The sequence below is a fragment of the Paraburkholderia sartisoli genome, assembly GCF_900107685.1.
In the GTDB taxonomy this organism is placed as follows: Bacteria; Pseudomonadota; Gammaproteobacteria; order Burkholderiales; family Burkholderiaceae; genus Paraburkholderia; species Paraburkholderia sartisoli.
The window spans coordinates 542,223-561,736 of sequence record NZ_FNRQ01000001.1 but is presented as its reverse complement, the minus strand read 5'-3'; the positions used below and the strand labels follow the sequence as shown (position 1 = coordinate 561,736).

Below are 19,514 nucleotides of genomic sequence, written 5' to 3'. Positions count from 1 at the left end.
CGCAACGCGGCGTTCAAGCCGGCGTTGCGCCGTTCACGAAACCTCTTATGCGAAAGCCGCGCTCACCTCGTCGCGTGGCGCGACGCTTTTGCGAAATCAGTAACGCGGGCCGTAGTAGCCATGGCGGTAATAGCCGTGACGATAGTAAGGCCGACCGTATCCATAGTATCCACCGACGACAACCGGCGGCGGTGCGTAGACCACGGGCGGCGGCGCATAGTACACGGGCGGCGGCGGCGCGTAGTACACGGGCGGCGCGGCGTAGACCGGATAGGCAGGAATGCCGATACCGACACCGATCGACACGTGTGCTTCAGCAGCAGTGGCAAACCCCGCGCCAAGCGCGGCGGCAACGATAAACGGGACGATCTTTTTCACTTCGATTTCTCCTGGCGGCCCCGCCCCTATGACGTGGTCGCATGACGGGCTCAGCCCTTATGATCCAATGTATCGAAAAAGGCTTCGCAGCGTCGGGGGCATTTGTTGCAAATTGCAATGACGAATGCAAACGCGCAGGGCGCCTGCGTGCCTCACGTCATTCATGTAGCTGCTTCCCTTTCGAAAATCAAGGGTTTGCGGCGCGTCGATCACACGCGGTGACATTTTTACCGGTCGCGTTACAGGCTTACCGGTCACATCGGTAATGTTTAATTACAAATTCGCTGCAGCCGTCATGCGATTCCGTTGTCTTCGCGCATCGAATTGTGTTCTCGCGTGGTCGCGTGGTGACCGCGCGGTCACCGTAAACGCAAAGTGCCCGGCAGAAACGCCGGGCACCGGGTCGAGGTCAGCGTGCCGTCAGGCGACCTTCACATACGTAAATTCCCGTGAGACGCTGGGTGGCACATAAGCGCCGCTGATCTGTACGCGTGGAGACAGCCGCTTCTTTTGATCCCACCAGCGGCGCCGCTGCGAGTGGGTGAGAAACCGCAAGTGCTTTCGGTAAGAAAAAATGCTCATCGTGTACCTCCCGAAAATCTGGCTGCGCTACAGAAGAAACAACAACGGGAACTGCCGGAAAATCTGATGTGCGGATTCATTGTGAGCAGTTTTCGGACCCGGCGGCAATCCCCTGTCAGATACATACGACGGTCTGTCATATTCGCCACATACTGGTCTGAAGAATGCCCGGTGTGCATGAAACCGGTTCACGTCCCTTGCTGGCAAGGTGCCGACGCCAACCGGCGTCGTGATGGGTGCGATACTCGCCGTTCCGTCATTGTTCTGTCCGGAGCTGGAAACCATGTCCCTTTCTCCCTTGCCGCGTCTGGGCTTCGTCGGCGCGGGCCGACTCGCGCACTGTCTCGCGCACGGCTTCTCGCGTGCCGGCTATCCGGTCACCGCGATCGCAAGCCGCTCGCGGGATTCCGCGCAGGCGCTTGCAGGTCAGATCGGGCATTGCGCCGCGTACGACCACCCGCAGCAGGTTGTCGACGCAGCCGATATCGTCTTTTTAGCCGTCCCGGATGACAGTATCGGTACGACAGCCCACACAGTGCGCTTCGACTCCGCCGCGCCGGATCGCGCCGGTGCATGGGCGCTCGTGCATTGCAGCGGCGCTTCGCCCGTCGACCTGCTGGCGCCGGCACGTGACCAGGGCGCGTCGATCGGCGGCTTTCATCCACTGTACCTGTTCGGTGGAAATCTCGCCGATATCGAGCGCATCGCTGGATGCTCCATCTCGATCGAAGCCGACGGCGCACTGAAGGACGCGCTCGTCGCGCTGGCGGGCGCGCTGCGTTGCCATCCGCTTTCGATTCCTGCTGGCGGCCGCATGCTGTATCACGCGGCCGCGCACTACGCGGCGAGCTTCGCGCTGTGCGGCCTCGCGGAATGCGTCGAACTGTGGCGCACGCTCGGTTTCGACGAAGACGACGCGTTGCGTGCCGTGCTGCCGATGCTCGCCGGCACGATCCAGACCGCCGGCGACAAGGGCTTGCCGGGTGCGCTGGCCGGACCGGTTTCACGTGGTGATACTGGTGTCGTCGAAAAGCAGCTTGCGCTGCTCGAAGGGCTCGGTGGCGACCACGCTGCGCTCTACGCGCTGATGACGCGCCGCGCGGTCGCGCTGGCGCGCCGCCGGCCGGTGCCACCGACTGCGATCGATGCCATCGACAGCGTCGTGGAAGACTCGCTTGCCCGTTCGCTCGACCGGCTGACCGGCCAGGGATCGCAGGCGACCCGTAAGCCGTGATAATGTGACGACCGGCGCGAACGCAGCGGGATCGGGGTGCGCGTCCGGGCGCCCCCTCTGCACGCACCGGTTGAATGCAATTGCCTGACGAAGCCGGCGCGCCACGCGCGGCCGCTACGAATAACTAAAGAAGGAAAGGACACGAGATGGTCGGCGATATCGCCCGTTTTCTGCTCAATACCGTTTTCACCCTGTTCGGCGCGGCGCTGCTGTTGCGTGCCTGGCTGCAGGTTGTCCGCATGCCGCCGTACAACCCGGTGTCGAACGCCGTGTTGCAGGTCACGAACTGGATCGTGCTGCCGTTGCGGCGGATCATTCCCAGTACGCGCAGCATCGACTGGGCCAGCATCGTCGCGGCGCTCATCGCGGCGCTGATCTATGTTGTCGCGATGGTGTGGCTCGCGGGTGTCGACCCGGTCGGCCTGATGCCGACGCTCCTGATCGTCGCGCTGCTGACGATGATCAAGTGGGCGCTCAACCTGATCATCTGGCTGACGATCCTGATGGCGTTGCTGTCGTGGCTCAATCCGCGTTCGCCGGCCATGCCGATCCTGTATCAGCTGACCGCGCCGTTTCTGAATCCGCTGCGCCGCTTCGTGCCGCAAATGGGCGGCATCGACCTCTCGCCGATCCTGCTGTTCGTGATCGTGCAGGTGTTGCTGATGGTGGTAACGCGTGCGGCTGTTTCGCTGACGCTGTTTGGGATCTGATTGTGAAGACGGCGCGCTTGCGGCGCGCCGTTTGCGCAAACCACGCGAATCCGCGTAAAATGGCGCGCTCTGCGGGCGTCGTATAATGGCTATTACTTCAGCTTCCCAAGCTGAAGACGTGGGTTCGATTCCCATCGCCCGCTCCACATTCAGCTGATCTCCAGCGGAAATCCAGCACGAGAGCCGCCTCATCGAAGGCGGCTTTTTCGTCAGGGCGGCGGCAAACGCGCCGCCGTCAACATTCCCGCTGACGTATCACGGCGTGGCCATCGCGGGCATCGCGCCCGGCCGGCGCCCTCACCCTTGCAGTCATCGACGATGATCCACGACCCGAACGAAACCCGTCCGTCCGCCTCAGAAGCCACCGACGATCTCTCCAGCGAAACCGGCAACGCACCGTCGCCCGACGCGCTGCATCTGCGCCGCATCCGCAGCTTCGTCACCCGTGCGGGGCGCGTTTCGACGGGCCAGCGTCGCGCGATGGATGAGTTCGGTCCGCGCTTCGTCGTGCCGTTTTCCGGCGAACAGCCCGACTGGAACATCGTGTTCGGTCGCGCGGCGCCGCGCGTGCTGGAAATCGGATTCGGCATGGGCGCGACGACCGCGGAGATCGCCGCGCATCGCGCCGGCGACGACTTCCTCGGCGTCGAAGTACATGAGCCGGGCGTCGGTGCATTGCTGAAGCTGATCGGTGAACAGTCGCTGACGAATATCCGCATCATCCAGCACGATGCCGTGGAAGTGCTCGAACAGATGATCGCGCCGGAAAGCCTCGACGGCGTGCATATCTTCTTCCCCGATCCGTGGCACAAGGCGCGCCATCACAAGCGCCGCCTGATCCAGCCGAAGTTCGTCGCGCTGCTTGTGTCGCGGCTCAAGCCGGGCGCCTATCTGCACTGCGCCACCGACTGGCAGAACTACGCCGAGCAGATGCTGGAAGTGCTCGGCGCCGAACCCGCGCTCGAGAACACCGCCGACGGCTACGCGCCGCGTCCGGAATATCGTCCGGTGACGAAATTCGAGCGCCGCGGTTTGCGGCTCGGGCACGGTGTGTGGGATCTCGTCTTTCGCCGGCGCTCGGGCAACTGAGCGCAGCCGGATATCGCCGGCAATGAAAACGAAAAAGGACCGCGGTTCACACCAGGCGGTCCTTTGTCATTCCAACGTGCGCAACCCACGTGCGCAATTTCAATCGGCCCAGCTCAACCCACCGCTATAACCGATCAGCAAGATCAGCAGACCGAAGCCGATCCGGTACCACGCGAACACCGTGAAATCGTGGGCAGCGATGTAACGCAACAACCAGCGCACGCACGCGAACGCGCTGATGAACGCGGCGATCAGGCCGATTGCAAAGAGGCCGAGCGCATCGGTGGTCAGCGTGTGCCAGCTTTTGAGCATCTCGTAGAGCGTCGCGCCGAAGATGATCGGAATCGCGAGGAAAAACGAGAACTCGGTGGCGACGCGCCGGTCGAGACCGAACAGCATCCCGCCGATGATCGTCGAGCCCGAGCGCGACATGCCCGGCACCAGCGCGAAGCACTGGGCGACGCCGACCTTGAGCGCGTCGAGCGGCGTGAGATCGTCGACCGAATGCACGCGCGGCGCGGCGCCCCGGTCACGCTGACGCGCCTCCGCCCACAGGATCACGAGGCCGCCGGTCACCAGCGCCAGCGCAACCGGCACCGGCGAGAACAGCGCAGCCTTGATCGTCTTTTCGAACAGCAGACCGAGCACGACCGCGGGAATCGTCGCGATGATCACGTTCAACGTGAAGCGTCGCGCGGCAGGCTGCGATGGCAGGCCGCTCACGACGCTGCCGATCTTGCGGCGATATTCCCAGCACACCGCGAAAATCGCGCCGAGCTGGATCACGACGTCGAACGTCTTCGCCTGTGGGGGATTGAAGTTGAGCAGGCTGCCAGCAACGATCAGATGCCCGGTGCTCGACACAGGCAAAAACTCCGTCAAACCTTCGACGACGCCAAGAACCAGCGCCTTGCAGATCAATATCCAGTCCATCCGGGGCCCTTTTTCTGAAGATGTTCTGAGCGGGCCAGCCAGAGTCGCGCGGCCCAGCCGGCCGCGCATCCGTCATTTTTCGACGATCTGCACACGTATGCCGTTTGTAAGGATAGTGATTGTACCGGGTTCGTAGTTCACACCGGCAAATTGCAACTCTTCGGGCTTGAACGTGTAGATCGGATAGTTGGTGAGCAGCTGCGTCGCAAGCACCGCGGCGGCGGCGTTGATCTGCTGCGTGTAGGCTTGCGCGTCGCCGCTGACCGCGACGTTGTCGACCGTCGGCTGCTTCAGCACGACCGCGTGCATCGCCGCGTCGTAGGCAAGCTGGCTCGACAGCGTGAACACGCCATTCACCGGCTGCGGCATGAACGGGCTCGCCAGTCGCGCGTCGAGCTTCACGGACACACGGTTCGCGTCCGGCAGAAAGCCGACGACCGGATTCGTCAGGGCGACATCGAACACCTGCGAGACCGTCCGCTGATACGGAAACTTGCGTTGCACGGCTTCCTGCACCTGCTGCGGCGAGAACGTGTAGTGATCCGGAATGAACGGAAACGTCGACGCGGCACACGCGGCCAGCGAAACGCTGATGCCAGCCACGGCGCACGCGGCGAGCAGGAACCGGCGCCTCGCTGGCGCGGCGGCTTGAGTCATGCGAAACCTCCTGTTGAAACCATGTCGAACGTGTAGCGGATCGGGATGAATGCCGTCTTTGCTGCGCTCACGATAACGGTAGCGACTGCGCTGGCCGCGAAGGCCGCGAAGGCTGTGTATCGGCTTCGAGCTTCGAGAGCCACGCGAACGCTTCGGTGCGCGTCGTGCCGCACATGTCCGTTTGCGGTTGCAGCCCGGAACAGCACGCGGGACGCTCCGGCGCACCGAAAATCGCGCAGCGCAGATCGTCGCCGAGCTGCACGCACCGCACGCCGGCGGGCTTGCCGTCCGGCATGCCGGGAATCGGGCTCGAAATCGAAGGCGCGATGCAGCACGCGCCGCAATCGGGGCGGCACGCATGGTCCGGCACGGCAAACGGAGAAACCTTCAACGAAGCAACCATCACGACGCAATTCCTGAAACACAACCTTCTGACAGAGGCGGGCGTACGCCCGACCCGCATTGTGCCATCGCCGCGCGTGCGACCTTTTTACACAAGGTTCATCGAAAGCGCTCACGTACACTCGTCGGGTTCGAAACGCCACGCCCACAAGGCGCCCGCGCTGCCCGACGCGCCCCGATCTCCGGATGCCGATGGCGCGCGCTTCGTTCAGCGCCGCGCCGGCACACCACGCCCATGACCGCCGCCGATACCCACACGCTCTTTCGCCCCGACCTCCTCGCGAAGTACAACGCAAACGGCCCACGGTATACGTCCTATCCAACGGCACTTCAGTTCCGCGACGATTTCAGTCTGACCGACTACACGCGCGCCGCCGCCGATCCTGGCGCGGCAGGCACCGACCTCTCGCTGTATTTTCACATTCCGTTTTGCGACACCGTCTGCTTCTATTGCGGCTGCAACAAGGTCGTGACGAAAAACCGTGCGCATGCGCGTCCCTATCTCGACCGGTTGAAACGCGAGGTTGCGTTGCAGGCGGCGTTGTTCGATACGACGCGTGTCGTGTCGCAACTGCACTGGGGCGGCGGCACGCCGACGTTTCTCTCGCACGACGAAATGGCCGAACTGATGGCGGTCACGCGCGAACATTTCCAGCTCGCGCCCGACGCGCACGGTGAATATTCGATCGAGGTCGACCCGCGCGAGGCTTCGCCGGAAACGGTTGCGCACCTGCGCTCGATGGGCTTCAACCGCCTGAGTCTCGGCGTGCAGGATTTCGATCCGCGCGTGCAGCAGGCCATCAACCGCATCCAGCCCGTCGAAATGACACGTAGCGTGATGCATGCGGCGCGCGCACACGGTTTCCATTCGATCGGCGTCGATCTGATTTACGGCCTGCCGCATCAAACCGTCGACAGCTTCAGCGACACGCTCGACACGATGCTCGCACTCTCGCCGGACCGGCTATCGGTGTTCGGTTATGCGCACATGCCGCAACGCTTCAAGATGCAACGCCAGATGGACCCGGCAACGCTGCCCTCGCCGGAAGTGCGCCTCGCGATCCTGCGTCGCGTGGTCGAGCGCCTGACCGATGCGGGATACGTGTACATCGGCATGGATCACTTCGCGCTGCCCTCCGATGAACTCGCCCGCGCGCAGGCGCAGCGCACGCTGCACCGTAATTTCCAGGGCTACAGCACGCGGGCGGAATGCGATCTGATCGGCTTTGGCGCGTCGTCGATCGGCAAGGTCGGCGATGTGTACGCGCAGAACGAGAAAGAACTGCCCGCATGGACCGAAGCGATCGATGCGGGTCGCCTCGCGATCACGCGCGGCGTGCGCCTGACACACGACGACCGGCTGCGTCGCGACGTCATCACGCAACTGATGTGCAATCTCGAACTGCGTTTCGACGAATTCGACGCGACGTACGGCATCTGTTTCACCGAAGCGTTCGCGCCGGAACTCGTCCGCCTGCAATCGTTCGCGGACGACGGGCTCGTGTCGATCGGCGCGCGGCGTCTCGATGTGCTGCCCGCTGGCCGGATGCTGGTGCGCAATATCGCCATGGTGTTCGATCGCTATCTCGGCCAGCAGACGCTGGAGCGGTTTTCGCGCACGCTTTGAGGGCCGTCGCGGCTGCGGCAGGCCCGCCGGCAACTTGCCCGCGGACGCGTTTTCAGCCATAATCCGCGTTTCCCGCAGCGCCGGATTTCTCTTGCGCGAGGAAATATCAAGGCATGGCCCACAAGCCCAGGTGGTGAAACAGGTAGACGCAGGGGACTCAAAATCCCCCGCCGCAAGGCGTGCCGGTTCGAGTCCGGCCCTGGGCACCAGAACATCGCTTCATGCAGTAAAAACCACGCAGTCAAAAAGCAGCAACGAAAAAACCGCGCCCATCATGACGATGCCGCGGGTTTTGTTTTTTCACACCTGAACATTCAGCCCCCCGTCGCCGTTCAACCCACGCGCGCGGCGCCGCCCGCCGCACCCGCGTCCCACTGGCCGAAAAGCCCCGCCAGCCAGTCCACGAACACCCGCACACGCGGCGACAACTGCCGGTGATGCGGATACATCGCCGAAACCGGCATCGTCGGCAGTGGACAGTTTTTCAGCACTTCGCGCACCGTGCCGTTCGCGATGGCTCGCACCGCGTGATATCGCGGCACCTGCACGAGCCCCATTCCCGCGACACAGCACGAGAAGTACGCATCCGCGTTCGATACCGAAATGCGCCCCTTCATCTCAATCTCGCGCCGCGCGCCGTCGATCACGAATTCGAACGGCCACGCACGCCCCGTCGCGGCCAGCGTGTAATTCACCGCCCAGTGGTCTTTCAGATCCTCGAGTGTTCGCGGCTCGCCGTGACGGTCGAGATACACGCTGCTCGCGCACGTCACCTGCGCCATGTCGGCGAGCCGGCGCGCCACCATCGTCGAATCCTTCGGCGTGCCGGCGCGCAGCACGCAGTCGAAACCCTCGCGCACCATGTCGACGGTGCGATCGCCGAAGCCGATATCCAGGTCCAGCTCCGGATACCGCTCGCAGAACGCGGCCAGTTCGGGCAGCACGATCTCGTGCGCGAGCGTGGCCTGCATGTCGACCCGCAGCTTGCCCTTCGGCTTCAGCGAAGCCTCCGTGAAAACCGATTCCGTCTCCTCCAGGTCGGCCAGCAGCCGCACGCAGCGCCGGTAGTACGCGTCGCCATCGAGCGTCGCGCTGACGCTGCGCGTCGTGCGCTGAAGCAGACGCACGCCAAGCCGCGCTTCGAGCTGCTTGATCGCGTGCGTGACGGTGGCGCGCGGCAGGTTCAGTGCGTCGGCCGCGCCCGTGAAGCTGCCCAGCTCGACGATCCGCGTGAACACCTGCATCGAATGAAAGCGGTCCATACGATTGTTGATCCAGATTGCACAGTTATGGCAATCCTATCGTATTTATCCAATCCGATAGCGCGCGCAGAATGCGTTCACAGCATCACCGAACCCTTTCGAATCCACCCAGGGAGCAGCATCATGAGCAAGATCGCACTCGTTACCGGCGCATCCCGCGGCATCGGCGCCAGCATCGCGAAGCGTCTGGCGCGCGACGGCATGACCGTCGTCGTGAATTATTCGAATCGCGTCGAGGAAGCCGACGCCGTCGTCGCGGACATCGCCGCGGCGGGCGGCAAGGCGCTCGCCATGAAGGCGGATGTGTCGAGCGCGAAGTCGGTGCGCGAGATGTTCGACGCAATCGAAGCGCAGCTCGGCAAGATCGACGTTCTCGTGAACAACGCCGGCATCATGCCCGCGGTGAAACCGCTCGCCGAACACGACGACGACACGTTCGACCGCGTTTTCGCGATCAACCTCAAGGGCAGCTTCAACACGATGCGCGAAGCCGCAACGCGCCTGAACGACGGCGGCCGGATCGTCAACTTCTCGACGAGCGTGATCGGTCTCGGCTACCCGGGCTACGCGGTCTACGGCGCCACGAAGTCCGCAATCGAAACGATGACGAACATCCTCGCGAGAGAAATGCGCGGTCGCGACATCACGGTCAACGCGGTCGCGCCGGGACCGACGGCCACCGACCTGTTCCTCACGGGCAAGTCGCCGGAAACGATCGACAGGCTCGCCAAAGCTGCGCCGCTCGAGCGCCTCGGCACGCCGGACGACATCGCTGCCGCCGTCGCCTTTCTCGTCGGCCCGGATGGCGCATGGATCAACGGCCAGACGCTGCGCGCCAACGGCGGAATTGTCTGAAGCCTGCGCGCGCGGACGGCGGGCGCGCGCTTACGCGTTGCCGGTGCGCACGAGCTTCGCCGCGGAGCGGCGCTTCGCGACATAACCCGCCCACATCAGGATCAGCCACACGGGCACGAGCAAAACCGAAACGGCGAGCCCGGGCGTCATCACGAGAATCACGAGGATCATCGCCATGAACGCGAGACAGATCCAGTTGCTGAGCGGATACCAGAGCGACTTGAAGACGAGCGTCTCGCCGGCCTGCACCATCGCCCTGCGCGACTTCAAATGCGTCAGGCTGATCAGCGACCAGTTGATCACGAGCGCCGCGACGACGAGCGCCATCAGCACGCCAAGCGCTTCCGCCGGAATCAGATAGTTGATGATCACGCACGCGAACGTCGCGAGCGCGGAGAGTCCGATCGCCCTGTACAGCACGCCGCGGCGGTCGACCTTCAGCAGCGCGCGCGGCGCGTTGCCCTGCTCCGCGAGGCCGTACAGCATGCGGCTATTCGCATACACGCCGCTGTTGTAGACCGACAGCGCGGCCGTCAGCACGACGATGTTGAGGACATCCGCCGTCAGGCCCGCGCCGATCTGCGAGAAGATCATCACGAACGGGCTGCCGCCGGACGCCACCTGGTTCCACGGATACAGCGCAAGCAGCACCGCGAGCGAGCAGATGTAGAAAATCAGGATCCGGTAGATCACCTGATTCACGGCTTTGGGAATGCTCTTTTGCGGGTTGTCGGCTTCGGCGGCGGTGATGCCGATCAGCTCCAGCCCACCGAACGAAAACATGATGACCGCGAGCATCATGAAGAGCCCATGAAAGCCATGCGGGAAGAAGCCGCCGTGACGCCACAGGTTCGTGACCGACGCCTGCGGTCCGCCATGACCGCTCACGAGCAGATAACCGCCAAACAGGATCATGCCGATCACCGCCACGACCTTGACGATCGCGAACCAGAACTCGGTCTCGCCGTACGCCTTCACGTTCGCCAGATTGATCGCGTTGACGGCGACAAAACACACGAGCGCCGAGACCCACGTCGGCACGCCGGGCCACCAGTAATGCACATACGTGCCGACTGCCGTGAGTTCGGCCATGCTGACGAGCACATACAGCACCCAGTAATTCCAGCCTGACAGGAAGCCCGGAAAGTCGCCCCAGTATTTGTAGGCGAAGTGGCTGAACGATCCGGCGACCGGTTCCTGCGCGACCATTTCGCCCAGCTGGCGCATGATGAAAAACGCGATGATGCCGCCGATCGCGTAACCGAGAATCATCGACGGACCCGCCGCCTGCAATACGCTCGCCGAGCCGAGAAAGAGGCCGGTGCCGATCGCGCCGCCCAGCGCGATCAACTGGATATGACGATTCTTCAGGCCGCGTTTCAGGCCGTCGTGATGCTGTGGACTATTCAAAGTGTTGCGCCTTGCTGTCAGAAAACCAGATGCCGGGTGCTGTTGCCACCGCTGTTGTCCCACTTCGCGACGCAGGCCCGGCCAGGCCCTCGATTCTAACTCGCGCGCGTCTTGCGTTTACGGGTAGCGGCAGCCAGCTTGCGGCACAGGCTTCCTGCGATTCGAACCTGAACGGCCCACCGGGTAAAATGCACGCGATGCGACGGGCCATGGCACCGTCATCCGGTGCGCGCGGAGTCGTCCATTCACCGCGTGCGACACCGCCGCCACTCCGTCCTTCTGCTCTTCGATGAATCTTGAACGCGTGCTGTTTTCCCAGGGTTTCGGCTCACGACGCCAGTGCCGCGCACTCGTCACCGGCGGCCATGTATCGATCGACGGCGTGGTCTGCGCCGACGCCGATGCCGACTTCCCCACCGACACGCTGACCTTCGTCGTCGACGATACTGCGTGGCGTTATCACGAGCACGCCTACATCCTGTTGAACAAGCCCGCGGGCTACGAATGCTCGCGCGATCCGCAGCATCATCTGAGCGTGTTCAACCTGCTGCCGCCGCAGTTCGCGACGCGGGGCGTGCAATGCGTCGGGCGCCTCGATCAGGACACGACGGGCCTGCTGCTGCTCTCCGACGACGGCCAGTTCGTTCACGCATTCACGTCGCCGAAACGCAAGGTGCCGAAGGTCTATCTGGCCACCACCCGTCACCCGCTCGACGACGCGCAACTCGACGCATTGCGCGCCGGCGTGCTTCTGCACGGCGAGTCCGCGCCGGTCGCCGCAGTCGCGGCCAGCGCGCGCGACGAACACGCGCTCGAGCTCACCGTGCTGGAGGGCAAATATCATCAGGTGAAGCGGATGGTCGCGGCGGCGGGCAACCGCGTGGAGGCGCTGCATCGGGAGCGCATCGGCGGCCTCGCGCTTCCCGCGACGCTCGCCGAAGGCGAATGGCAATGGCTCGACGAAGCCAGTCTCGCCGCGCTTCGAGCGGGGTAAACACCGAAGGCCGCGGCTTGAGGGCCGTCGTTGCCGGGCGCCTGCGTTACCCATCTCACACTGCCGCGCAAAAAGGAGCCCGTTGCGCTGCGCCGCAGCATGCCCTTCCTTACGTCCCGCTCTATACTCAATTAAACAACGATTAAAAAGTATTCAAGGAGGGACGCCATGATCATCCACGATGGTTATGAAATTTCAACAATGACGATCGCGTTCGTGTGTCTCGGGATCGTTCTCGTCGTCGGTGCGCTGGCGATGATGCGTCTGCGACACCGCTATCCTCCAAGCCTCATCGGTGCGCTGATCGGTGGGCTACTGTGCTTCGTGCTGCTGGAAGCGCTACCCGCGATTACATGAGTCTGGCTCGCATCACGCGTGTGATGCGCGACGCCGCATGCCGCATCGCTTCGCGCCGAAGCGATGCGCGGCGATGTGTGCGGCGTGCGTGATGGCTCGCTGGGGCTTCCTGTTCGAAATGCGAGGGCCCTCAGCGTTGACTGCGACCACGTCGTGGCGCGTCATGCATCCACGTTCGTCCGCAGAAAATCCTGCACCGTCGGATAGCGCAAACGCATCCGCAGTTCGCGCTTCATCCTCGTGTTCAAAAGACGTCGCGATTCGCGCATGAACGACAGCAGCATCGGCTCAAGCTGAGCCTCGGCCTCTTCGCGCGTGACACGCGGGGGACGCGGCAAACCATGGGCATCGGCAACCGCGTCGAAGTAAGCCGCCATCTTCAGCGTCGAATCGTCCGAGGCGTGGACGACGCGCCCCGGTCTGCCATGCGTCGACATCCGCACGAGGATCGCCGCGAGATCGTCGGCGTGAATGTGGCTCGTGTACACATCGTCGGCTTCGGTCAGCGCGGGTGTGCCCTTCTCCAGCCGCGCGAGCGGCAGCCTGTTGCCCGCGTAGATGCCCGGAATCCGCGCGACCGTGGCGGCCACCGTCCCGCGCGCCGTCGCCTCGCGCAACTGCTGCTCCGCCGACACCCGGCGCTTCGCGCGGTCGTTGGCCGGCTGCGCGCTGCGCGTTTCGTCGATCAGCGCGCCCCCGCAATCGCCATAGACGCCCGTCGTGCTCGCGTAGACGACGCGCAGCGGCGCGGCTGGGCGGGCGAGCCGGACACCCCGGTCGGGTACAATATTGGCTGTTTCGCGATCCATCCATGCGAGGCGCGAACGGCGCATCCGCGCGACTGGCGTACACGCGGCGCGCGCCGGCTGCATGCGGCGCGAAGCGAGCGCGGCGAGCAGCGCACGGGTACGGCGATCGTCGTCGCCGGTTTTCTGCGGCGGGGCGAGATGCAGCACCACGGGCGCGAGGCCCGCAAGACGTTTCAGGCTGCGACGCACGTCCAGGTCGCCGACGAGCGGCGAGGTGCCAGCCGCGCGCAATTCCGCGCGGCGCGCTTCGTGGCTCGTCAGGGCAAAGATATGGGCGCGCGGACGCAGCAGTTCGACGCAGCGCATGCCGACATCGCCGCAACCGACGATCAGCGCGCGCGGCCGGCGCAGAGTTCGTGTCGCTTTCATGGTGGACGCATTGTAGCCGTCAAGCACGGCTGGCACCGATTCCCGACTTTTCGTTTTCGATCGATATATGGCATTTAACGTAACGCTCCGGCAAAGCGGCCGGCAGTTTCAGGTGGAACCCGACGAACCCGTGCTGATCGCGGCCCTGCGCCAGGGCGTGGGTCTGCCGTACGGCTGCAAGAACGGCGCATGTGGCTCGTGCAAGGGCACGGTCCTCGTCGGCGAAATCGAGCAGCGCCAGCATTCGTCGTCGGCACTGTCGAACGATGAAAAGACCCGCGGCATGGCGCTGCTGTGCTGCGCGACGGCGTGCTCCGATCTCGAAGTCGATATCCGCGAGGTGGCGGGCGTCGGCGACGTGCAGGTCAAGAAGCTCCCGTGCCGCGTCAATGCCGTCGAGCGCAAGGCCGACGACGTCGTCGTGCTGAAGCTTCAGTTGCCGGCCAATGAACGCCTGCAGTATCTCGCCGGCCAGTACCTCGAGTTCATCCTGAAGGACGGCAAGCGCCGCAGCTATTCGATGGCGAGCGCGCCGCACACCGAAGGTCCGATCGAGCTGCACATCCGTCACATGCCCGGTGGCGTGTTCACCGATCACGTGTTCAACACATTGAAGGAGCGCGACATCCTGCGCTTCGAGGCGCCGCTCGGCACGTTCTTTCTGCGCGAGGATTCGGACAAGCCGATCGTGCTGCTCGCGTCGGGGACGGGCTTCGCGCCGCTCAAGGCGATCGTCGAACACGCGATTTTCAAGAACATCGAGCGGCCGATGACCCTTTACTGGGGCGCGCGCCGCAAGAAGGATCTGTATCTGCTGGAAGACGCGGAGCAATGGGCGAAGGACGTGCCGAACTTCCGCTTCGTGCCGGTGCTCTCCGAGCCCGACGCGGACGACGCATGGACGGGCCGCACAGGCTTCGTTCACCGTGCCGTGATCGAGGATCTGCCGGATCTGTCGGGCTATCAGGTGTACGCGTGCGGCGCGCCGGTGATGGTCGAGTCGGCGCAGCGCGATTTCACCGCGCACCACAAGCTGCCGGAAGACGAGTTCTATGCGGATTCGTTCACCAGCGCCGCGGATCTGGCCAATCCGGTTTGAGCCGCTGACAGGCCGCCGATACGGTCATGGCGCCAGTCGCGTGGGCAAGAAATCACTCGTTCGCGCGATTGACGGTTTACACCGCCCGCCTCGTTGTCGTATTCTTTCGCGCATGAACCGCATCCAGTCCGAACTTCGACGTCGCCGCTCGCCGCTCCCTTAGGGGTGCCGCTGGCTCGTCACGGATTCGCGCCTACACAGGGTGCATGCTGTTCGAATCATGAAAGCCACGGACCTCCGTGGCTTTTTGTATTTCCGGTCCCTTCTTCAACCCCCTGCTTCGGATGGAGCCCGCCGTCATGAAATTCACTGAGTATCCGATCGAGTCGCTGATGTACATCACCAACCGGCCCGAAATCGTTTTCACGCACGGCAAGGGTTCGTGGATCTACGACAACGAAGGCAAGCGTTACCTCGACTTCATCCAGGGCTGGGCGGTCAACAGCCTCGGCCACTGCAACGAGGGCATGATCGAGGCGCTCGAAAAGCAGGCGCGCACGCTGATCAACCCGTCGCCGGCGTTCTACAACGAGCCGATGGCGAAGCTCGCGAATCTGCTCACGCAGCACAGCTGCTTCGACAAGGTTTTCTTCGCGAACAGCGGCGCCGAAGCGAACGAAGGCGCGATCAAGCTCGCGCGCAAGTGGGGCCGCAAACACAAGGACGGCGCGTACGAAATCATCACGTTCGACCACAGCTTCCACGGCCGCACGCTCGCGACGATGTCCGCGAGCGGCAAGCCGGGCTGGGACACGATCTACGCGCCACAGGTACCGGGCTTCCCGAAGGCCGATCTGAACGACATCGCCTCGGTGGAAAAGCTGATCACGAAGAAGACCGTCGCCGTGATGCTCGAGCCGGTCCAGGGCGAAGGCGGCGTGATTCCCGCCACGCGTGAATTCATGCAGCAACTGCGCGCGCTCACGAAGCAGCACAACCTGCTCCTGATCGTCGACGAAGTACAGAGCGGCTGCGGCCGCGCCGGGACGCTCTTCGCGTACGAGCTGTCGGGCATCGAGCCGGACGTGATGACGCTCGGCAAGGGCATCGGCGGCGGCGTGCCGCTCGCGGCGCTCCTCGCGAAAGCCGACGTGCAGGTGTTCGAGGCGGGCGACCAGGGCGGCACATACAACGGCAACCCGCTGATGACGGCCGTCGGCTATTCGGTGATCTCGCAGCTGACGGCGCCGGGCTTCCTCGAAGGCGTGCGGGCACGGGGCGAGTATCTGCGCGCGCAGCTGCTGGCGCTGTCCGAAGAGCGCGGCTTTCTTGGCGAACGCGGCGAGGGCCTGCTGCGCGCGCTGCTGCTCGGCAAGGACATCGGCAACCAGATCGTCGAGAAGGCGCGTCAGATGCAGCCCGACGGCCTGCTGCTGAACGCGGCGCGCCCGAACCTGCTACGTTTCATGCCGGCGCTCAACGTCACGAACGACGAGATCGACCAGATGATGTCGATGCTGCGTTCGATTCTCGACTCGCTGTAAGCGTCGACACGCGCCGTCACATGACATCGCACGCCATGCCGTCGATCCGCTGCTTCGAAGCCGCCGATACCGATGCCGTCGTCGCGCTGTGGCAGGACGCGTTCCCCGAGTATCGGGACGTGACCCGGCCGCAGCGCAATCCCCGCCTGTCGATCGCGAACAAGCTCGCGACGCAGCCGGAGCTGTTCTTCGTCGCGGAAACGGACGGGCGGATCGTCGGCACGATCATGGCCGGCTACGACGGACATCGCGGATGGCTCTACTCGCTCGCCGTCGATACGTCGCTGCGACGGCGCGGCATCGGCAAGCGACTCGTCGTGCATGCGGAGCACGCGCTGACCGCGCTCGGTTGTCCGAAGGTGAACCTGCAGGTGCTGTCGGCAAAAGCCGACGTGCGCGGCTTCTACGAAGCGCTGGGTTATCGCATGGACGAAGTGGTCAGTCTCGGCAAGCGCCTGGGCGAAACCGCGGAAACAACGGCGAGCCACACCGCCGCGCAATAAAAAAGCCGCATGCGTTTTTTCAACGCATGCGGCTTTTTCCTCTTTACGCCAGATGACGCAGCCGGCTTACTCGCCGAGATACGCTGCGCGCACCTTCGGATCGTCGAGCATCTGCTTCGCGTCGCCCGACATCGTGACGAGACCCGAGTCCATCACGTAGCCGCGATTCGCCGCCTGCAACGCCAGACGCGCGTTCTGCTCGACCAGCATCACCGTGATGCCTTCCTTCGAGATTTCGCGCACCACTTCGAAGATCTTCTCGACCATGATCGGCGACAGGCCCATCGACGGCTCGTCCAGCAACAGCAGCTTCGGCTTGCTGATGATCGCGCGCGCCATCGCCAGCATCTGCTGCTCGCCGCCCGAGAGCGTGCCCGCGTACTGCGTCGCACGCTCCTTCAGGCGCGGGAAGAAGCCGAACATGCGCTCGACGTCCTTCTTGATGCCCTCGGTGTCGTCGCGCAGGTACGCGCCCATCTGCATGTTCTCGAGAATCGACATGCGCGCGAAGATGCCGCGGCCTTCCGGCACCATCGCCAGACCGCGCTTGAGCAGTTCGTGCGCGGGCAGCCCCTTGATCGACTGGCCCATGTACTCGATGTCGCCCGCCGAATACGCCTTCAGGCCCGTGATCGCCTTCATCGTCGTCGTCTTGCCGGCGCCGTTCGCGCCGATCAGCGTGACGAGTTCGCCCTGCCCGATTTCGAGATCGATGCCCTTGACCGCCTGGATGCCGCCGTAATTGACCTGCAGGCCCTTGATTTTCAACATTGCCGTAGCCATCAGTGGACCCCCGCGCCCAGGTAAGCCTCGATCACCTTCGGATTCTTCTGCACGTCGTGCGGCAGACCCTCAGCAATCACCTTGCCGTAATCGAGCACTGTCATGCGGTTGCACAGGCCCATCACCAGCTTCACATCGTGTTCGATCAGAAGGATCGTCTTGCCGTCCGCGCGGATCTTGTCGAGCAGTCTCGTCAGCTCGACCTTTTCCGTCGCGTTCATGCCGGCCGCCGGCTCGTCGAGCGCGAGCAGCTTCGGATCGGTCGCGAGCGCGCGTGCGATTTCCAGACGCCGCTGGTGACCGTACGACAGGTTGCGCGACGTGTAGTCCGCGTACTGCAGCACGCCGACGTACTCCAGCAGCTCCAGCGCGCGTTCCTTGATTTCGCGCTCTTCCTTGCGCTCGGCGGGCGTTTGCAGCACCGCGCCGATCAGGCCGTGCTTCGTGCGCACGTGCCGGCCGACCATCACGTTTTCCAGCGCGGTCATGCCGCCGAACAGACGAATGTTCTGGAACGTACGCGCAATGCCCGCCTTCGCGACCTGGTACACCGCGGTCGGCGTGTAGTTCGCGCCGTCGAGCTTGAAGTCGCCCGAATCCGGCGTGTACAGACCCGTGATCACGTTGAAGAACGTCGTCTTGCCGGCCCCGTTCGGGCCGATCAGGCCATAGATCGTGCCTTCCTCGATCTGCAGCCCGACGTCGGAGAGGGCCTGCAGGCCGCCAAAGCGCTTGTTCACGCCCTGGACGGACAAACGGATTTTTTTGTCGCTCATATGATTTCTCCGACAGGGTCTCAGGCGCGCACTGGCTTCTTGCCGTTACGCTTCGCCAGTTTCGCGATCTTGTCCTCATGCTTCGGCGACGGCCACAGGCCTTCCGAGCGGTACAGCATGATGAGCACCATCGCGAGACCGTACAGCAGCTGACGGATCACTTCCGTGTCGACGATTTCGTGGCCGAAGATCCAGTTCTGCAGCGGACCCATCGTCGAGCGCAGGAACTCCGGGAACACGGCGAGCAGCACCGCGCCGAGAATCACGCCCGGGATGTGACCCATGCCGCCCAGCACCACGCACGCCAGCACCACCACCGATTCCCAGAACGTGAACGATTCCGGCGACACGAAGCCCTGGAACGAGCCGAACATCGCGCCCGACAGGCCGCCGAACGACGCGCCCATTGCGAAGGCCAGCAGCTTCACGTTACGGGTGTTGATGCCCATCGCCTTGGCGGCGATTTCGTCTTCGCGGATCGCGGCCCACGCGCGGCCGATACGCGAGTGCTGCAAACGCGTACACACCCAGATCACCAGCAGCGAGCACAGCACGAACAGGTAGTAATACATGTACACGCTTGGGAACGAGAACCCCAGGAACGTGTGGGTGTGCGCGAGGTTGAAGCCGGCGACGTTGACCGGATCGATACCGGTAATCCCCTTCGGACCGTTGGTGATGTTCACCGGGCGGTCGAGGTTGTTCATGAAAATCCGCACGATTTCCCCGAAGCCCAACGTCACGATCGCGAGATAGTCGCCTCGCAGACGCAGCGTCGGCGCACCGAGCAGAATCCCGAAGATCGCCGCGAACGCCATGGCCACCGGCGCGATAATCCAGATCGGAGTGTGCAGGCCGTTCGGGAACAGATGGGCGATCCATGCGAACTGGGAGGTCAGGTGCGGCGAGCTCAGCAGCGCCGCCGTGTACGCGCCGATCGCGTAGAACGCGATGTAGCCCAGGTCGAGCAGGCCGGCAAAGCCGACCACCACGTTAAGGCCGAGCGCCAGCATCACGTACAGCATCGCGAAGTCGAGCACGCGGACCCAGTAGTTGCCGCCTGCCGCGCCGATGACCATCGGCGCCGCGATCACGAAGATCGCGGTGATGATGCCGACGGTCAGCGTCTTCGTCAGGTTCTTCTCGGGGATGAGCGTCGTGGACGGCTCGATCGGTTGAATTGAAGTCATGTTCTTCTACT

Annotated in this window: 20 protein-coding genes and 2 tRNA genes; 12 read left to right on the top strand and 10 right to left on the bottom strand. The window is 63.9% G+C overall.

From position 1 onward, the window contains the following. Positions 1–96 precede the first annotated feature (96 nt). Positions 97–378: a hypothetical protein gene (locus BLV45_RS02560; RefSeq protein WP_090528517.1), complete on the bottom strand. Its 282-nt coding sequence runs from the start codon at positions 376–378 to the stop codon at positions 97–99. Between the two features lie 865 nt (positions 379–1,243). On the opposite strand from BLV45_RS02560, the gene BLV45_RS02555 reads away from it, so the two are divergent. From BLV45_RS02555 to trmB, 4 genes are all read left to right on the top strand, one after another. Beyond that, positions 1,244–2,194, top strand: coding sequence for a Rossmann-like and DUF2520 domain-containing protein (locus tag BLV45_RS02555; RefSeq protein WP_090530978.1), 951 nt, complete (start codon positions 1,244–1,246; stop codon positions 2,192–2,194). Between the two features lie 146 nt (positions 2,195–2,340). Beyond that, positions 2,341–2,904, top strand: a complete 564-nt coding sequence (locus BLV45_RS02550; RefSeq protein ID WP_090528514.1) for a YggT family protein — start codon at positions 2,341–2,343, stop codon at positions 2,902–2,904. A gap of 71 nt (positions 2,905–2,975) precedes the next feature. Next, positions 2,976–3,050 (top strand) — tRNA-Gly (locus BLV45_RS02545). 172 nt (positions 3,051–3,222) lie between these two features. Beyond that, complete coding sequence (trmB, locus tag BLV45_RS02540) at positions 3,223–3,993, top strand: tRNA (guanosine(46)-N7)-methyltransferase TrmB (protein ID WP_090528511.1); 771 nt, start codon at positions 3,223–3,225, stop codon at positions 3,991–3,993. Positions 3,994–4,092: 99 nt separating this feature from the next. Here trmB and BLV45_RS02535 read toward each other — a convergent pair whose 3' ends face one another. From BLV45_RS02535 to BLV45_RS02525, 3 genes are all read right to left on the bottom strand, one after another. Then, positions 4,093–4,926: an undecaprenyl-diphosphate phosphatase gene (locus BLV45_RS02535; RefSeq protein WP_090528508.1), complete on the bottom strand. Its 834-nt coding sequence runs from the start codon at positions 4,924–4,926 to the stop codon at positions 4,093–4,095. Positions 4,927–4,998: 72 nt separating this feature from the next. Further along, positions 4,999–5,583, bottom strand: coding sequence for a DUF1439 domain-containing protein (locus BLV45_RS02530; protein WP_090528505.1), 585 nt, complete (start codon positions 5,581–5,583; stop codon positions 4,999–5,001). 67 nt (positions 5,584–5,650) lie between these two features. Further along, positions 5,651–5,986, bottom strand: coding sequence for a YkgJ family cysteine cluster protein (locus BLV45_RS02525; RefSeq protein WP_090528503.1), 336 nt, complete (start codon positions 5,984–5,986; stop codon positions 5,651–5,653). A 234-nt stretch (positions 5,987–6,220) separates the two neighbouring features. On the opposite strand from BLV45_RS02525, the gene hemN reads away from it, so the two are divergent. Both hemN and BLV45_RS02515 read left to right on the top strand, forming a co-directional pair. Then, positions 6,221–7,612: an oxygen-independent coproporphyrinogen III oxidase gene (gene hemN / locus BLV45_RS02520; RefSeq protein ID WP_090528500.1), complete on the top strand. Its 1,392-nt coding sequence runs from the start codon at positions 6,221–6,223 to the stop codon at positions 7,610–7,612. A 124-nt stretch (positions 7,613–7,736) separates the two neighbouring features. Next, positions 7,737–7,821: transfer RNA gene (locus tag BLV45_RS02515), tRNA-Leu, on the top strand. Positions 7,822–7,944: 123 nt separating this feature from the next. Here BLV45_RS02515 and BLV45_RS02510 read toward each other — a convergent pair. Beyond that, positions 7,945–8,874: a LysR family transcriptional regulator gene (locus BLV45_RS02510; RefSeq protein WP_090528497.1), complete on the bottom strand. Its 930-nt coding sequence runs from the start codon at positions 8,872–8,874 to the stop codon at positions 7,945–7,947. Between the two features lie 123 nt (positions 8,875–8,997). Here BLV45_RS02510 and BLV45_RS02505 point away from each other — a divergent pair, with 123 nt between their 5' ends. Beyond that, complete coding sequence (locus BLV45_RS02505; RefSeq protein WP_090528495.1) at positions 8,998–9,729, top strand: SDR family oxidoreductase; 732 nt, start codon at positions 8,998–9,000, stop codon at positions 9,727–9,729. 30 nt (positions 9,730–9,759) lie between these two features. On the opposite strand, the gene BLV45_RS02500 is transcribed toward BLV45_RS02505, so the two are convergent. Next, positions 9,760–11,139, bottom strand: a complete 1,380-nt coding sequence (locus BLV45_RS02500; protein ID WP_090528492.1) for an amino acid permease — start codon at positions 11,137–11,139, stop codon at positions 9,760–9,762. A 289-nt stretch (positions 11,140–11,428) separates the two neighbouring features. On the opposite strand from BLV45_RS02500, the gene BLV45_RS02495 reads away from it, so the two are divergent. Continuing rightward, positions 11,429–12,133 (top strand): pseudouridine synthase, encoded by a 705-nt coding sequence (locus BLV45_RS02495; RefSeq protein WP_090528487.1) that lies wholly within the window; start codon positions 11,429–11,431, stop codon positions 12,131–12,133. Positions 12,134–12,301: 168 nt separating this feature from the next. Further along, the gene (locus tag BLV45_RS02490) at positions 12,302–12,490 is read left to right on the top strand and encodes a hypothetical protein (RefSeq protein WP_090528485.1); all 189 of its coding nucleotides are present in this window, start codon (positions 12,302–12,304) and stop codon (positions 12,488–12,490) included. A gap of 161 nt (positions 12,491–12,651) precedes the next feature. On the opposite strand, the gene BLV45_RS02485 is transcribed toward BLV45_RS02490, so the two are convergent. Further along, positions 12,652–13,668 (bottom strand): NAD-dependent epimerase/dehydratase family protein, encoded by a 1,017-nt coding sequence (locus BLV45_RS02485; RefSeq protein WP_090528482.1) that lies wholly within the window; start codon positions 13,666–13,668, stop codon positions 12,652–12,654. Between the two features lie 67 nt (positions 13,669–13,735). Between BLV45_RS02485 and BLV45_RS02480 the strand changes: the two genes are divergently transcribed. From BLV45_RS02480 to BLV45_RS02470, 3 genes are all read left to right on the top strand, one after another. Next, positions 13,736–14,767 carry a CDP-6-deoxy-delta-3,4-glucoseen reductase gene (locus BLV45_RS02480; RefSeq protein WP_090528480.1) on the top strand — a complete coding sequence of 344 codons (1,032 nt, stop codon included), beginning with the start codon at positions 13,736–13,738 and terminating at the stop codon, positions 14,765–14,767. Positions 14,768–15,066: 299 nt separating this feature from the next. After that, entirely contained in the window at positions 15,067–16,251 is a 1,185-nt protein-coding gene (locus BLV45_RS02475) for an acetylornithine transaminase (protein WP_090528477.1), read from the top strand. A 20-nt stretch (positions 16,252–16,271) separates the two neighbouring features. Then, positions 16,272–16,754 (top strand): GNAT family acetyltransferase, encoded by a 483-nt coding sequence (locus BLV45_RS02470; RefSeq protein WP_090528474.1) that lies wholly within the window; start codon positions 16,272–16,274, stop codon positions 16,752–16,754. Between the two features lie 66 nt (positions 16,755–16,820). Here BLV45_RS02470 and BLV45_RS02465 read toward each other — a convergent pair whose 3' ends face one another. Genes BLV45_RS02465 through BLV45_RS02455 form a run of 3 tightly spaced genes read right to left on the bottom strand, consistent with a single transcriptional unit; the run spans position 16,821 to position 19,503 of the window. After that, positions 16,821–17,537, bottom strand: coding sequence for an ABC transporter ATP-binding protein (locus BLV45_RS02465; protein ID WP_090528471.1), 717 nt, complete (start codon positions 17,535–17,537; stop codon positions 16,821–16,823). Next, entirely contained in the window at positions 17,537–18,313 is a 777-nt protein-coding gene (locus BLV45_RS02460; RefSeq protein ID WP_090528468.1) for an ABC transporter ATP-binding protein, read from the bottom strand. Before BLV45_RS02460 ends, BLV45_RS02465 begins: the two co-directional genes overlap by 1 nt. 20 nt (positions 18,314–18,333) lie before the next feature. Further along, positions 18,334–19,503, bottom strand: a complete 1,170-nt coding sequence (locus BLV45_RS02455) for an ABC transporter permease subunit (protein WP_090528466.1) — start codon at positions 19,501–19,503, stop codon at positions 18,334–18,336. Positions 19,504–19,514: the final 11 nt, after the last annotated feature.